Origin of the sequence: Streptomyces longisporoflavus (assembly GCF_014649775.1) — a bacterium.
GTDB lineage: Bacteria > Actinomycetota > Actinomycetes > Streptomycetales > Streptomycetaceae > Streptomyces > Streptomyces longisporoflavus.
Map to the genome: position 1 here is coordinate 277,699 of NZ_BMTR01000010.1, position 15,378 is coordinate 293,076.

Genomic DNA, 15,378 nt, shown 5'->3' on the forward strand with positions numbered 1-15,378 from the left:
CCTTCCGGCGGACGTCAGGCGTCCCTGCGCACCTCCACCACGCGGAAGCGGTTGGCCACGAAGGCGCCGTCGCACAGTGCGGCGTTCGCCGCGGGGTTGCCGCCCGAGCCGTGGAAGTCCGAGAACGCGGCCGTCTGGTTCACATAGACGCCGCCCGTGAGGTTCAAGGAGAGCTGGGCGCACTCCTCCAGGCAGGTCTCCTCCACGGCGCCGGACACCTCGTCCGACGTCGTGTACGCGCCGACCGTCATCGCTCCCTTGTCGCGCACCGTGCGGCGGAGCAACTCCACGGCGTCCGCGGACGAGTCGACCGCGACGGCGAAGGACACGGGACCGAAGCACTCGTTCAGATAGACGGCCTCGGCGTCCGGCTTCGCGCCGTCCAGCTTGACGATCACCGGGGTGCGGACCACGGCGCCGGGAAACTCCGGGTTGCTGATCTCCCGCGACGGGAGGGCCACTTCACCGAGTCCGGCCGCGGCCTCCAGGCGGGCCTTCACGTCCGGGTTCACCAGGGCACCGAGGATGCCGTTCGCCCGCGCGTCGTCCCCGAGCAGGCCGTTCACCGAGGCGGCGAGGTCGGACACCACGTCGTCGTACGACTTGGCGCCGGCGTCCGTGGTGATGCCGTCGCGGGGGATCAGGAGGTTCTGCGGGGTCGTGCACATCTGGCCGCTGTACAGCGACAGGGAGAAGGCCAGGTTGGCCAGCATTCCCTTGTAGTTGTCCGTCGAGTCGACGACGACCGTGTTCACGCCGGCCTTCTCCGTGTAGACCTGCGCCTGGCGGGCGTTGGCCTCCAGCCAGTCACCGAAGGCCGTCGAGCCCGTGTAGTCGATGATCTTGATCTCGGGGCGGACGGCGAGGGTCTTGGCGATGCCCTCGTCCGCCCGCTCGGCGGCCAGGCACACCAGGTTCGGGTCGAAGCCCGCGTCGCTGAGCGCCTCGCGCGCGATGCGCACCGTCAGCGCGAGCGGCAGTACCGCGCGCGGGTGGGGCTTGACCAGGACGGGGTTGCCGGTGGCCAGGGAGGCGAAGAGGCCCGGATAGCCGTTCCACGTCGGGAAGGTGTTGCAGCCGATCAGGAGAGCGACGCCGCGTGCCACGGGCGTGAAGCGCTTGTTCAGGCCGAGCGGGTCGCGCTTGCCCTGGGGCTTGGACCAGTCGGCTGCGTCGGGTGTGCGGGACTGCTCCACGTACGCGTACGCCACCGCTTCGAGCCCGCGGTCCTGGGCGTGCGGTCCACCCGCCTGGAAGGCCATCATGAAGGCCTGGCCGCTGGTGTGCATGACCGCGTGGGCCATCTCGTGCGTGCGGACGCTGATGCGCGACAGGATCTCCAGACAGACCATCGCCCGCACTTCCGCACCCGCGTCGCGCCAGGCGCGCATTCCGGCGCGCATCGCGGGCAGCAGCGTGTCGATGTCCGGGTGGGGGTACGTGATGCCCAGCTCCGGGCCGTACGGCGAGACCTCCGAGCCCGTCCAGTCGTCCGTGCCCGGCTGATCGAGGTCGAAGCGGCTGCCCAGGAGGGCGTCGAAGGCGGCCTTGCCCTCGGGCAGGCTCAGACTGCCGTTCTCTCCATAGGCCTTGGGGTGCTCGGGGTGCGGCGACCAGTACGCGCGCGTGCGGATCGTCTCCAGCGCCTGGTCGAGTGTGGGCCGGTGCGTGGCGATCAGCTGGTGCGCGGTGAGTTCGGCGGCCATATCGGACCAACTCCTCGTCGAGCCGGCTCTTCGTCGAGCCGGCGAGCTGGGCAGGGCAGTGGGCAGGAACAGACGGACAGAGCTAGAGTAACCGAACGATCGGTCGGGACAAGAGGGTCCGCCGAACCTGTGGACAACTTCTCGCCGGACACCCCGCACCCTCCGGCGGACACCTCGTGCGGGAGGATCGCGAGCATGACAGCACTCGAGCTCAGCAGCCCCGTTGCCGTGGTCGGCACCGGCACCATGGGGCAGGGCATCGCCCAGGTCGCCCTGCTGGCGGGCCACCCCGTGCGGCTGTACGACGCCGTGGAGGGGCAGGCGAAGACCGCGGCCGCCGCCATCGGCACCCGCCTGGACCGTCTCGTCGAGAAGGGCAGGCTCACGGCCGACGCCCGGTCCGCCGCCCGGGCCGGGCTCGCCCCGGTCGACGGCCTCGCCGAGCTTGCCGGGTGCGGACTCGTCATCGAGGCGATCCTGGAACAACTACCCGTCAAACAGCGCCTCTTCGAAGAGCTGGAAGAGATCGTCGGCGAGGACTGTCTCCTCGCCACCAACACGTCCTCCCTTTCCGTCACCGCCATCGCGGGCACGCTCAAGAAGCCCGGACGGTTCGTCGGCCTGCACTTCTTCAACCCCGCGCCGCTCCTCCCCCTCGTCGAGGTCGTCAGCGGCTTCGCGACCGACGAAACGGCCGCCACGCGCGCGTACGAGACGGCACGGGCCTGGGGCAAGACGCCGGTGCGCAGCGCGGACACCCCCGGTTTCATCGTCAACCGGATCGCCCGGCCCTTCTACGCCGAGGCGTTGCGCCTCCACGAGGAGCGGGTCGCGGACCCGGCCACCATCGACGCCGTCCTGCGTGAATCCGGCGGCTTCAAGATGGGCCCCTTCGAACTGACCGACCTCATCGGCCAGGACGTGAACGAAGCGGTCACCCGCTCCGTGTGGGAGTCCTTCTTCCAGGGCCCCAAGTTCACGCCGTCACTCGCCCAGCGCCGCCTCGTCGAAGCACGACGCCTCGGCCGCAAGTCCGGGCAGGGCTGGTACGCGTACGGGGACGACGCGTCGTGTCCCGAGCCGCAGACAGCGGCGCCCGCGCCGGCCCCGGCGTCCGTCACGGTGCATGGAGACCAGTTCCAGGCGCACGACCTTCTCGGACTGATCGACGAAGCCGGGATCGACGTCGCGTACAAGGAGCCCGCCGACCCCGAGCGGCCCGGCTGGATCGAACTGCCCAGCGGCGCAAGAATGCATCTGGCCGACGGTCGCGCCGCTGACGGCGCCGAGACGGCGGCGATCCAGTTCGATCTCGCGCTGGACTACCGTTCCGCGACCAGGATCGCCCTGGCCCCCTCCGTGGCGGTGAGCGAGGACCAGCTCCGCGAGGCCGTGGGCCTCTTCCAGGCGCTGGGCAAACAGGTCAGCGTCATCGCCGATGTGCCGGGGATGATCGTGGCCCGGACCGTCGCCATGCTCGTCGACTTCGCGCAGGACGCCGTGGCGCGCGGTGTCGCCGGCAGGGAGGACATCGACACGGCGATGCGCCTCGGCGTCAACTACCCGCGTGGCCCGCTCGAATGGGGCGACGCGCTCAACGTGCGCTGGGCCGCCGACATCCTGGAACGCCTGCACCAGGAGTACCCCACCGGCCGCTACGCACCGTCTCAGGCGCTTCGCCGCGCGGCAGCGCGAGAGGACCTCTACACATGACCACCACCAGGCGTGACACCTACACCCCGGAGAGCCTCCTGGCGGTGGCGGTCCGGGTCTTCAACGAACGCGGTTACGACGGCACCTCCATGGAGCACCTCTCCAAGGCGGCCGGCATCTCCAAGTCCTCGATCTACCACCACGTCACGGGCAAGGAGGAGCTGCTTCGCCGGGCCGTGAGCCGTGCGCTCGACGGGCTCTTCGGGATCCTCGCCGAGGAGCACGCGCGCGTGGGCACCGCCGTGCAGCGCCTGGAGCACGTCACACGCCGCACCGTCGAGGTGCTGATCGCCGAACTGCCCTATGTGACGCTGCTCCTTCGCGTGCGCGGCAACACGGACACCGAGCGGTGGGCCATGGAGCGGCGCAGGGAGTTCGACCAGCAGGTGGCCGATCTCCTGAAGGAGGCCGTGGCCGACGGCGACCTGCGCTCGGACGTCGAACTGCGCCTCGCCACCCGACTGCTCTTCGGGATGATCAACTCCATCGTGGAGTGGTACCGGCCGGACGCGCGCGGCGCCTCGTCGGGCGCGCAGGTCGCCGACGCCGTCGTCCAGCTGGCCTTCGCCGGGCTGCGCAGCGGGAGCTGACGGTCAGCTGTCCGGATCGAGGTCGTCCTCCTCGAAGACCAGCAACGTACGCGTGCTGAGCACTTCGGGGATGGACTGGAGCCGGGTGAGGACCAGCTCGCGCAGCGCGCGGTTGTCCGGCGTGTGCACCAGGAGAAGTACGTCGAAGTCGCCGCTGACCAGCGCGATGTGGGAGGCGCCGGGCAGGGCACGCAGATGCTCCCGCACCGTGCGCCAGGTGTTCTGGACGATCTTCAGCGTGATGTACGCGGAAGCGCCCTGACCTGCGCGTTCATGGTTTATTCGGGCCCCGAAGCCGCGGATCACGCCGTCGTCGATGAGCCGGTTGATGCGCGCGTACGCGTTGGCCCGCGAGACATGGACGCGCTCGGCCACGGACCGTATCGACGCGCGTCCGTCCGCGTGCAGGATGTGCAGGATGTCGCGGTCGATGGGGTCCAGCGGCCGGGGCAGGCCCTCCTGGCGGTCGCCGGACCGGCTCTCCGGCCGATCACCGTCCCGGCTCTCCGGCCGGTCGCCGTCCCGCCCGTCGGCCATTCGTTCAGATGCCATGTCCCCCCGCCTCCCTACCATGGACGTACTGCATCCATCCCAGGCTGTGGAGAACCGTTTGTCCACAGCCTGGAGGTGCCTGTAGCCAAAATGTGCCGGCGACCGAACAATCGGTAGGTGAGGCGTCTCACATCAGTGCGCCTCCTTGCCGCTCCCACGAGGAGACCGCTTCCACATGGAGGTGCCGACATGACGGTCATGGAGCAGCGGGGCGTCTACCGGCCCACCCCGCCACCCGCATGGCAGCTCAGGACGGATCCCGCGCCGCTGCTGCCCGACGCGGAGCCGTACCGCGTCCTGGGCACGGAAGCCGCGGGCAAGGCCGACGAGGAGCTCCTGGGCCGCCTGTACGCACAGCTGGTGCGCGGCCGGCGGTACAACACGCAGGCCACGGCCCTGACGAAGCAGGGCAGGCTGGCCGTCTACCCCTCGAGCACCGGCCAGGAGGCGTGCGAGGTGGCCGCCGCGCTGGTCCTCCAGGACCGGGACTGGCTCTTCCCCAGCTACCGCGACACGCTCGCCGCGGTCGCCCGCGGCCTCGACCCCGTCCAGGCGCTGACCCTGCTGCGTGGCGACTGGCACACCGGTTACGACCCGCGCGAGCACCGCATAGCGCCCCTGTGCACCCCTCTGGCGACCCAGCTCCCGCACGCCGTGGGGCTCGCGCACGCCGCCCGCCTGAAGGGTGACGACGTGGTGGCGCTCGCCATGGTCGGCGACGGCGGCACCAGCGAGGGCGACTTCCACGAGGCGCTGAACTTCGCGGCCGTCTGGCGGGCGCCCGTCGTGTTCCTGGTGCAGAACAACGGCTTCGCGATCTCCGTGCCGCTCGACAAGCAGACGGCCGCCCCGTCCCTGGCCCACAAGGCAGTGGGGTACGGAATGCCGGGACGTCTGGTGGACGGCAACGACGCGGCCGCGGTGCACGAGGTGCTGAGCGAAGCGGTGTCCCGCGCGCGTGAGGGCGGCGGCCCCACACTCGTCGAAGCGGTGACGTACCGCATGGAAGCCCACACGAACGCCGATGACGCCACGCGCTACCGCGGGGACGCCGAGGTCGAGGCCTGGCGCGACCACGACCCGATCCTTCTCCTGGAACGAGAGCTGACCGAGCGCGGGCTCCTGGACGAGGACCGGACGCGGGCGGTCCGCTACGACGCCGAGGCCATGGCGGCCGATCTGCGTGAACGCATGAACAGGGACCCCGACCTCGACCCCATGGACCTCTTCGGCCATGTGTACGCCGAGCAGACCAGTCAACTGCGCGAGCAGGCGGCTCAGTTGCGGGCCGAGCTGGAGGCGTCGGCCGAAGAGGGTGCAGAAGGCGCGGGCGGCGCGGACGGCGAGGAGAGCGGGCGATGAGCACGGTCGCGGCGGAACGAGCCGCCAAGAAGGCAGCCAAACCGGCCACCATGGCGCAGGCGCTCGGGCGCGCGCTGCGTGACTCCTTGGCCGAGGACCCCACCGTGCACGTCCTCGGAGAGGACGTCGGGGTGCTGGGCGGAGTCTTCCGGGTGACCGACGGACTCACCAAGGAGTTCGGCGAGGACCGCTGCACGGACACGCCGCTCGCCGAGGCGGGCATCCTGGGTACGGCCGTCGGCATGGCGATGTACGGGCTGCGGCCCGTCGTCGAGATGCAGTTCGACGCCTTCGCCTACCCCGCCTTCGAGCAGCTGATCTCCCACGTGGCACGGATGCGCAACCGCACGCAGGGCGCGATGCCGCTGCCCATCACGGTGCGTGTGCCCTACGGCGGCGGCATCGGCGGCGTCGAGCACCACAGCGACTCCTCCGAGGCGTACTACATGGCGACTCCGGGGCTCCATGTCGTCACGCCCGCCACGGTCGCCGACGCCTATGGCCTGCTGCGGGCCTCCATCGCCTCCGACGATCCGGTCGTCTTCCTGGAGCCCAAGCGCCTCTACTGGTCCAAGGCCGACTGGAACCCGGACGCACCGCAGGCCGTTGAACCCATAGGCAGGGCAGTGGTCCGGCGCACCGGGCGTAGCGCCACCCTCCTCACGTACGGTCCCTCCGTTCCCGTCTGCATGGAGGCCGCGGAGGCGGCGGTCGCCGAGGGGTGGGACCTCGAAGTCGTGGACCTGCGCTCCCTCGTGCCCTTCGACGACGAGACAGTGGCCGCTTCCGTGCGGCGGACCGGGCGCGCGGTCGTCGTGCACGAGTCGAACGGCTTCGGAGGGCCCGGCGGGGAGATCGCCGCTCGCGTCACGGAGCGGTGCTTCCATCACCTGGAGGCGCCGGTCCTGCGCGTCGCGGGGTTCGACATCCCGTATCCGCCGCCGATGCTGGAGCGGCACCATCTGCCGGGCGTGGACCGGATCCTGGACGCGGTCGCGCGGTTGCAGTGGGAGGCGGGCAGCTGATGGCGCAGGTGCTTGAGTTCAAGCTGCCCGACCTCGGTGAAGGGCTCACGGAGGCGGAGATCACCCGCTGGCTCGTGCAGGTCGGCGATGTCGTCGCCGTGGACCAGCCCGTCGTCGAGGTGGAGACGGCCAAGGCCATGGTCGAGGTGCCCTGTCCGTACGGAGGCGTGGTGACGGCCCGCTTCGGCGATGAGGGCACGGAACTGCCGGTGGGGGCGCCGCTTTTGACGGTCGCTGTCGGCGCTGCGGCCGGGGATGCGGGTGCGGCTGCGAGTGGAAAGCCGGGTGCGGCTCCGAGCGGAGACCCCGGTGCGGATCTGAGCGGAGACCTGGGTGCGGCCCCGGAGGAGCCTGCCGAGCGGGCTTTGCAGGCGGCTGGCGCCGAGGAGTCCTCCGGCAATGTCCTGGTCGGGTACGGCACGGCCGCGGCGCCCGCGCGGCGCAGGAGGGTGCGGGCGGCGGGTTCCGTCACACAGTTCACCCCGAAGCCCGCCGCGCGGCCCGTCACCGCGAAGCAGCCGCCGCAGACGCGAGGCCTCGCCGGAGTGTCTGCTGAAGCGACCGGCTCGGGCGCCCTCCCGCACGCGGACGGCCCGATCCCGGTGATCTCGCCCCTCGTACGGAAGCTGGCCCGTGAGAACGGCGTGGAGCTGCGGGAGTTGACGGGCTCGGGCCCGGACGGGCTGATCATGCGGGCAGACGTGGAGCGGGCCATCGCGGCGGAGCCGGCGTCCGTGAACGGGGCCACGGCGGCCACGCTCCCGTCGGCGCCGGCGCCGACGCATCCGCCCGTGCATTCGCCCGCGCCTTCTTCGGCACCTGCGAGTGATGAGCAGCGCGGCGTCTCGGCGGGGGCGGAAGTCCGCCACTCGCTGACCGGCATCAGGGGCCTCGTCGCGGACAAGATGTCCCGCAGCAGGCGCGAGATACCGGAGGCCACCTGCTGGGTCGACGCCGACGCGACGGAACTGCTCGCGGCGCGCACCGCGATGAACGCCGCCGGGAAGGCGGGTGGCGACGGGCGGAAGATCTCGCTGCTCGCGCTGTTCGCCCGTATCAGCGTGGCGGCCCTGGCCCGCTATCCGATGCTCAACTCGACCGTGGACATGGAAGCGCGCGAGGTGGTGCAGCTCGCCGACGTGCACCTCGGCTTCGCCGCGCAGACCGATCGGGGCCTGGTCGTGCCCGTGGTCAGGAACGCGAACACGCGGACCACCGACGAGGTCAACGCCGAGCTGGTCCGGCTCACGGAGGCCGCGCGGGACGGGAGGCTGACGCCGGCGCAGCTGACGGGCGGCACATTCACGCTGAACAACTACGGCGTGTTCGGGGTCGACGGCTCCACGCCGATCATCAATCACCCCGAGGCGGCCATGCTCGGCGTGGGCAGGATCGTGCCCAAGCCATGGGTTCACCAGGGCGAGTTGGCGGTACGGCACGTCGTGCAGCTTTCGCTCACCTTCGATCACCGGGTGTGCGACGGCGGTACGGCCGGCGGGTTCCTGCGGTTCGTGGCGGACTGCGTGGAGCAGCCGGCGGTGCTACTGCGGGCGGTGTGAGGAGGCGCGGGGGCGGGGGTGCCCGGGGTTGCGGAGGTGCGGGGTGGGGTGGGAGCAGGCGCGGGGCAGTGGTTGTGACCCCGGCGCGGTGATGTGAGTGCCCGTACAGGCGGTGTGAGTCGCCGTACAGAGGGGTGGCATTGATCCTTCGTGCGCCCATACTCGGGGGATGACCGCGCAGAGGGCTCCGGGTGGCGCCGTATCCGCCGCCTCGAACGCCGCCCCGACCGATGCCCCCACCGAAGCCCCTCCCGATGTTCGGCACGGCGATCGGAACGCCGGTCCGTACGACGATCCGGACGTCGATCAGTACGACGCCGTGGTGCTCGCCGGCGGTGGCGCCAGGCGGCTCGGCGGTGCGGACAAGCCCGGCGTGCGGGTGGGCGGCCGGGCGCTGCTCGACCGGGTGCTCGGCGCCTGTTCCGCGGCGGGCACCACGGTGGTCGTCGCCGGACCGCGCCCGACCGCCCGCCCCGTGGTGTGGGCCAGGGAGGAACCCGCCGGTGCGGGGCCGCTCGCCGCGCTCGACGCGGGGCTTCGGCGTACGGGAGCGGAGCAGGTGGTGGTGCTCTCCGCCGATCTGCCGTTCCTGGAGGAGCGGACGGTCCGGAGTCTGCTCGCCGCGCTGCGGGAGAGCGGCGCGGACGGCGCGGTGCTGAGGGACCCCGGCGGCCGGGACCAGCCACTGGTCGCGGCCTACCGCAGCGCCTCGCTGAAGCGGGAGATGGCGCTGCTCGCCGCCGGACACGACGGCCTGATGGGGCTTCCGCTGCGGTCGCTCACCGCGCGGCTCGAACTCACCAGGGTCGCCGACCCCGTCGCGTCCTTCGACTGCGACACCTGGGACGACATCGCCGCCGCACGGGCGCGGATCAGGGAGCATGGGCACGTGTTGGATGAATGGATTTCCGCAGTCAAGGACGAACTGGGCATCGAGCTCGACGTCGACACCGGCCTTCTGCTCGACCTCGCCCGCGACGCCGCACACGGCGTGGCCAGGCCTGCGGCTCCGCTGACCACCTTCCTGGTGGGGTACGCGGCGGCGCGGGCCGCGGAGGGCGGCGGGCCCGGGGCGGTGGCCGAAGCCGCCCGCAAGGCAGCGGCGTTGGCCACGCGGTGGGCGGAGGAGGGCGGGGCTGACGCTGCGGTCGGCGGGACGCCGGGCGCCGTTCCTGGCGGGGCGCCGGGTGCCGCGCGCGGTGAGGCGTCCGGTGCCGTTTCTGATGTGGCGCCGCAGGCTGGTCGTCCCGGCCCGGGGCAGGACGCGCGGGGCGACGTGCGGTCGGACGTTGAGGGCAACACGCGGCCGGACGCCGGATGAGTGGGCGGCCCGCGCCGGACGCCGAGCTCGACGAAGCTCTCGCCCTGGTGAACGACGACCATGACCGCAGGACCGGTAGGCGCACTGCCGGGGCGCCCGGGGGCGGCGACCTTCGGGGCGCCTCGGTCACCTCGACCGCCTCGGCTGACTCGGATGCCCCACGGCCCGACGCCCCGCCCCAGCCTCCGTCAGGGCCTGCGGCCCCCGACACGCCGCCCGTCACAGCCGCCCCCGCAACCGGGCACACCGGCGCGAGTGGCTCCCGCGCCCCTGCCTCCACCAGCCAGACCAAGCACCGCGACACCACCACCCCCTGGCCCGCCGCCCGCACCGTTGCCGGGCGCGCCCCGGGGAACAGCCTCTCCGCGCGTTCCGCAGTTCCGCTCGGGCAAGCGCTGGGTCTCGTTCTTGCCGCGCCGCTGGTCGCCCTCACCGATCTGCCCTCCTTCGACACCTCCGCGATGGACGGCTGGGTCGTTGCCGGGCCGGGTCCCTGGGATGTACGGGCCGACGGAATTCTTGCCGGGCACGGGCAACCCGGCCCGCTCTCCGACGGCGAAGCCGTGCGGATCGCGACCGGGGCCCGCATTCCGCAGGAGGCCACCGCCGTCATCCGCAGCGAGCACGGGCTCGTCGACGACAAGGGGCGCCTGCATCCCCGGCATGACGTCACACAAGGTCAGGACATCCGGCCGCGTGGCCAGGAGTGCCGCTCCGGTGACCAACTCCTGCCGCGCGGCACCCTGGTGACCCCGGTGGTGCTCGGGCTCGCGGCAGCCGCCGGGTACGACGAGCTGTCCGTGGTCCCGCGGCCCACGGCCGAAGTGCTGATCCTGGGCGACGAGTTGCTGACCGAGGGGCTCCCCCACGAGGGCCTCATCCGTGACGCGCTCGGGCCGATGCTGCCGCCCTGGCTGCGCTCTCTCGGTGCGGAAGTCATCGCCGTGCGCAGGCTCGGTGACGACGCCGAGGTGCTCCATCAGGCGATCACCACCTCGTCCGCCGACCTCATCGTCACTACCGGCGGCACTGCGTCAGGCCCGGTCGACCACGTTCACCCGATCTTGCGCCGCATCGGTGCCGAACTCCTCGTGGACGGCGTGGCAGTACGCCCCGGGCACCCCATGCTGCTCGCCCGCATCCGCCCCGATCAGCACCTCGTCGGCCTGCCCGGCAATCCGCTCGCCGCGGTCTCCGGTCTGCTGACCCTGGCCGAGCCCCTGCTGCGTACGCTCTCGGGGCGCCCGGCCCCGTCGCCGTACGCCGCCGTTCTGCGCGAGGACGTGCACGGGCATCCGCACGACACCCGGCTCGTCCCCGTCACCCTCCGCGCCGACCACGCCGTGCCGCTGCACTACAACGGCCCGGCCATGTTGCGCGGGATCGCGGTGGCCGATGGCCTCGCGGTCGTTCCGCCGGGCGGTGGGCGGCGAGGTCAGGAGCTGGAGGTCCTCGACCTCCCGTGGGCCGGGCCTGACCTGCTCACCGACTCGGCCGGGGAGTGTTTCACGTGAAACTTCCCGGCCATGACGCCATCGCCCGGCACCCCGACGAACACCTGGTGACCCACCGGATCAAGCTGCCCCGCCGGGTGGTCGAGCGGCCCCTGCGGCAGGTGGGCAAGCGGCTGCTCATGGCGCTCGCGGTGCTCGCCCTGACGACCTTCATCGTCTACATCGACCGCGGCGGCTACCACGACAACTCGGACGATCGGCTCGACTTCCTCGACGCCGCCTACTACTCCACCGTCACGCTCTCGACCACCGGTTACGGCGACATCGTGCCGTACAGCGACAGCGCGCGGCTCTGCAACATTCTCCTGATCACGCCGCTGCGCGTGCTCTTTCTGATCATCCTGGTCGGCACCACACTCGAAGTACTGACGGAACGTACGCGCGAGGAATGGCGTCTGAACCGCTGGAGGTCCAACTTGCGTGAACACACCGTGGTCGTCGGCTTCGGCACGAAGGGCCGCTCCGCGATCCAGACCGTCTGCGCGACCGGTCTGAAGCCCGAGCAGATCGTGGTGGTCGACCCGAGCGCGAAGGTCGTCGACGCCGCCACAGCGGAGGGGTATGCGGGCGTCATCGGCGACGCGACGCGCAGCGATGTGCTGCTCCGCGCCGAGGTGCAGCGCGCCCGGCAGATCATCATCGCGACCCAGCGTGACGACACCGCGGTCCTGGTCACGCTGACCGCCCGGCAGATGAACCGCGGGGCGAAGATCGTTGCCGCGGTGCGTGAGGAGGAGAACGCGCCACTGCTGCGTCAGTCCGGCGCTGACGCGGTGATCACCAGCGCCAGTGCGGCGGGACGGCTGCTCGGTCTCTCCGTGCTCAGCCCCAGCGCGGGCATGGTCATGGAGGACCTGATCCAGCAGGGCAGCGGGCTCGATCTCGTGGAGCGGCCGGTGATAAAGGCCGAGGTGGGGATGGGCGTCCGCGAGACGGACGACCTCGTGGTGAGTGTCGTACGCGGGCATCGGGTCCTCGGATACGACGATCCTGCCGTAGGAAAGCTGCAGTTGATGGACCGTCTGATCACCATCGTGCGCGCGACGCCGACGTCCCCGATGGCCCCGGACGCCAAGTCGAACCCGCCGCGCGGGGGGCTGCGTACGTAGGCCATGTCTGCCGCGCGGCGGACACGTTCTTAGGTCGGATCCGCTGCGCGGCGGACGCGTTCGTAAGTCGGGTCCGCTGCGCGGGCGCTGCGTTCGTAGGTCGGATCCGCCGGGCGGCTGGTCTGCGCGAGTGGGCCAAGTTCACCACTGCGACCTGCGACCTGCGGCTTGAGGCTTGCGGTCTGCGGCCGCAGGCCGAACCCGCCACGCGGCACTCCGCGCACGTATGCCGATCGCTCCATGCACGCCCCGCTTACGCAGGCCGAACCTGCCGAGCAACGCCCCGCGTGTAAGCCGATCCCGTCACGCAACGCCCCGCGTACCCCGCCCGCCCCCGCCACGCCGCACTCCGCGTGCCTAGGTCGCTTCCGCCACGCGGCGACCCGCGCACGTAATCGGACCGGGTGGAATTTGCAGAGAGTAGCCTCGCCCGCATGCATGCGATCACGATCCCCGAAGCCGGTGGACCCGAAGCGCTCGTATGGGCCGAGGTCCCCGATCCCGTACCCGGTGAGGGTGAGGTGCTGGTCGACGTCGTGGCCAGCGCCGTGAACCGCGCCGATCTGCTCCAGCGCCAGGGCTTCTACAACCCCCCGCCCGGCTCGTCCCCGTATCCGGGTCTCGAATGCGCGGGCCGCGTCACCGACATCGGCCCCGGCGTCTCCGGCTGGCAGATCGGCGACGAGGTGTGCGCGCTGCTCGCCGGCGGCGGCTACGCCGAACAGGTCGTCGTCCCCGCGGGGCAGCTGCTGCCCGTGCCCGACGGCGTCGACCTCGTCACGGCGGCCGCGCTGCCCGAGGTGACGGCGACGGTCTGGTCCAACGTCTTCATGATCTCCCACCTCCGCCCCGGCGAGACGCTCCTCGTGCACGGCGGCTCCAGTGGCATCGGCACCATGGCGATCCAGCTGGCCAAGGCCGTCGGCGCCACGGTGGCGGTCACGGCGGGCAGCAAGGTGAAGCTCGACTTCTGCTCCGAGCTCGGCGCGGACATCCTCATCAACTACCGCGAGCAGGACTTCGTCGAGGAGATCAAGAAAGCCACGGACGGCGCGGGCGCGGACGTCATCCTCGACAACATGGGCGCCAAGTACCTGGACCGGAACGTGCAGTCCCTCGCGACCAGCGGCCGTCTCGCGATCATCGGTATGCAGGGCGGCGTCAAGGGCGAGCTGAACATCGCCACGCTCCTGAACAAGCGCGCCGCCGTCACCGCGACCTCCCTGCGCGGCCGTCCCGCCGGGGAGAAGGCAACGATCGTCGCGGCGGTGCGCGAGCACGTCTGGCCGCTCCTTGGCGCGGGCCACGTGCGCCCGATCGTCGACCAGACCATCCCGATGAGTGACGCGGCCGCCGCCCATCGCGTACTGGAGGAGAGCTCGCACATCGGAAAGGTGCTGCTCGTTCGCTAGCGCGGAAACCCGTGTCTGCTGGGGCGGGAACCCGTCTCCGCCAGCGCGGGCGGAAGCCAGTGTTCGCTACGGCGGGCACTGGCTTCCGCACCAGCTCGGACACCGGTCGGCGGAAGCCTTGCCGCTGCCCGATCACCGCGACGGCCAAGATGCCCAAGATGCTGGAGTTGTGTCGCTATGTGACGCTTGATGCAGCTCCAGTGATCTTCTTTGATCTTGGCGACCCGGTAGCGGGAGGGGGTCAGTGCGATGACTCCATGGTTTCGCCCCTTGTTGATCCTGACGGTGCTCCTGGCTGTCTCACCCATCTCACCCGTCTCACCCATACCTCTCGGGTCCTTCGGATCCCTCGTGTCCCCGTCGTACGCCGTTGACCCCACCCCGGGTGGGACCCGCGCGGGAAGCGCTCCCGGCGAGGGCCGTGACCGGCCGGGACGCGCGGATCCGGCACCCCCGGCACCTCCGCCGCCCCCGGCCACGGCGGTGCCCGTAGCACCCCACACGCCGAAGCCGCCGGCCCCCGCCGACAACGCGGAAGAGCAGCCCACCACCAAGACCACCGGCGCCGCCCGCGAGGCCGCCGCCGAACCCGTCTTCCCCGGCCTGCGCGTCCTGCCGCTCGGCAGCGGGCTCGTCCTGATCGGCCTCGGTCTCGGGTTCCTCGCCGTGAGACTGCGCCGCGGCTGACACGACCGGCCACCGCACGACCGGCCACCGCACGACCGGCCACCGCACGACCGGCCCCCGCACGACCGGCCCCCGCACCACCGGCCCCCGCACCACCGGCCACGAGGCGGCCTGCTACTCCGTAGGCGGTGGATCAGCGGCAAATGGGGGCACCACCGATGTGTGACGTACGCGTGCGAGAGAATGGCGGCATGGAGATGCCGAGGAACGAACGGTCGACCGAGAGCCCCCAGGTCCTGGTTGTCGGACAGGATGGAATGGCGCTCGGCGGAGGCGGAGACGACGAATCCCGCGAGGTCCCGGTGACGGACATGGTCGAACAGCCTGCGAAGGTCATGCGCATCGGCAGCATGATCAAGCAGCTGCTCGAGGAGGTGCGGGCGGCACCTCTCGACGAGGCGAGCCGAGTGCGGCTCAAGGAGATCCACGCCAGTTCGGTCAAGGAGCTCGAGGACGGCCTCGCCCCCGAGCTCGTCGAGGAACTGGAACGTCTTTCGCTGCCCTTCACCGACGACGGCGTGCCCAGCGACGCCGAGCTGCGCATCGCGCAGGCCCAGCTGGTGGGCTGGCTCGAGGGACTCTTCCACGGGATCCAGACGGCACTCTTCGCGCAGCAGATGGCGGCGCGGGCGCAACTCGAATCGATGCGGCGTGCGTTGCCGCCCGGTGCGGGCGGCGGCGATGAGGAAGAGGACGGCGGCATCGCGGGCCGGACCGGAGGCCCGTACCTGTAAGCAGGCAGCAACCAGGGGATACGACCCCGGACACGACCCGGGACGCACCCAGATACGACCCGGATTAGACGATGCGAAGGGCCCGGTCAGCTTG

At 71.4% G+C, this 15,378-nt stretch carries 13 protein-coding genes; 11 read left to right on the forward strand and 2 right to left on the reverse strand.

Annotation, left to right across the window (positions count from 1 at the left end):
* Positions 1-14 precede the first annotated feature (14 nt).
* The gene (gene paaN / locus IE226_RS22140; RefSeq protein ID WP_190083044.1) at positions 15-1,706 is read right to left on the reverse strand and encodes a phenylacetic acid degradation protein PaaN; all 1,692 of its coding nucleotides are present in this window, start codon (positions 1,704-1,706) and stop codon (positions 15-17) included.
* Between the two features lie 195 nt (positions 1,707-1,901).
* Between paaN and IE226_RS22145 the strand changes: the two genes are divergently transcribed.
* Both IE226_RS22145 and IE226_RS22150 read left to right on the forward strand, forming a co-directional pair.
* Positions 1,902-3,419: a 3-hydroxyacyl-CoA dehydrogenase gene (locus IE226_RS22145; protein WP_190083045.1), complete on the forward strand. Its 1,518-nt coding sequence runs from the start codon at positions 1,902-1,904 to the stop codon at positions 3,417-3,419.
* A complete protein-coding gene (locus tag IE226_RS22150) occupies positions 3,416-4,009 on the forward strand; it encodes a TetR/AcrR family transcriptional regulator (protein WP_190083046.1) in 594 nt (197 codons plus the stop codon). The genes IE226_RS22145 and IE226_RS22150 overlap by 4 nt, the downstream gene beginning before the upstream one ends.
* Positions 4,010-4,012: 3 nt before the next feature.
* On the opposite strand, the gene IE226_RS22155 is transcribed toward IE226_RS22150, so the two are convergent.
* Positions 4,013-4,561 (reverse strand): Lrp/AsnC family transcriptional regulator, encoded by a 549-nt coding sequence (locus IE226_RS22155; RefSeq protein ID WP_229871417.1) that lies wholly within the window; start codon positions 4,559-4,561, stop codon positions 4,013-4,015.
* 189 nt (positions 4,562-4,750) lie between these two features.
* On the opposite strand from IE226_RS22155, the gene pdhA reads away from it, so the two are divergent.
* The 9 genes from pdhA (at position 4,751) to IE226_RS22200 (ending at position 15,284) form a co-directional block, all read left to right on the forward strand.
* Positions 4,751-5,923, forward strand: a complete 1,173-nt coding sequence (gene pdhA, locus IE226_RS22160; protein WP_190083048.1) for a pyruvate dehydrogenase (acetyl-transferring) E1 component subunit alpha — start codon at positions 4,751-4,753, stop codon at positions 5,921-5,923.
* Complete coding sequence (locus tag IE226_RS22165; RefSeq protein ID WP_190083049.1) at positions 5,920-6,948, forward strand: alpha-ketoacid dehydrogenase subunit beta; 1,029 nt, start codon at positions 5,920-5,922, stop codon at positions 6,946-6,948. Before pdhA ends, IE226_RS22165 begins: the two co-directional genes overlap by 4 nt.
* Complete coding sequence (locus IE226_RS22170; protein ID WP_190083050.1) at positions 6,948-8,507, forward strand: dihydrolipoamide acetyltransferase family protein; 1,560 nt, start codon at positions 6,948-6,950, stop codon at positions 8,505-8,507. The genes IE226_RS22165 and IE226_RS22170 overlap by 1 nt, the downstream gene beginning before the upstream one ends.
* A 169-nt stretch (positions 8,508-8,676) precedes the next feature.
* A complete protein-coding gene (locus tag IE226_RS22175; RefSeq protein WP_190083051.1) occupies positions 8,677-9,828 on the forward strand; it encodes an NTP transferase domain-containing protein in 1,152 nt (383 codons plus the stop codon).
* Positions 9,825-11,342 carry a molybdopterin molybdotransferase MoeA gene (locus tag IE226_RS22180; RefSeq protein WP_190083052.1) on the forward strand — a complete coding sequence of 506 codons (1,518 nt, stop codon included), beginning with the start codon at positions 9,825-9,827 and terminating at the stop codon, positions 11,340-11,342. Before IE226_RS22175 ends, IE226_RS22180 begins: the two co-directional genes overlap by 4 nt.
* Positions 11,339-12,451: a potassium channel family protein gene (locus IE226_RS22185; protein WP_190083053.1), complete on the forward strand. Its 1,113-nt coding sequence runs from the start codon at positions 11,339-11,341 to the stop codon at positions 12,449-12,451. The genes IE226_RS22180 and IE226_RS22185 overlap by 4 nt, the downstream gene beginning before the upstream one ends.
* Before the next feature lie 434 nt (positions 12,452-12,885).
* Positions 12,886-13,863: an NAD(P)H-quinone oxidoreductase gene (locus IE226_RS22190; protein ID WP_190083054.1), complete on the forward strand. Its 978-nt coding sequence runs from the start codon at positions 12,886-12,888 to the stop codon at positions 13,861-13,863.
* 483 nt (positions 13,864-14,346) lie between these two features.
* Positions 14,347-14,550, forward strand: a complete 204-nt coding sequence (locus IE226_RS22195) for a hypothetical protein (RefSeq protein WP_190083055.1) — start codon at positions 14,347-14,349, stop codon at positions 14,548-14,550.
* 191 nt (positions 14,551-14,741) lie between these two features.
* Positions 14,742-15,284, forward strand: coding sequence for a bacterial proteasome activator family protein (locus IE226_RS22200; RefSeq protein ID WP_190083056.1), 543 nt, complete (start codon positions 14,742-14,744; stop codon positions 15,282-15,284).
* The last annotated feature ends 94 nt before the right edge of the window (positions 15,285-15,378 follow it).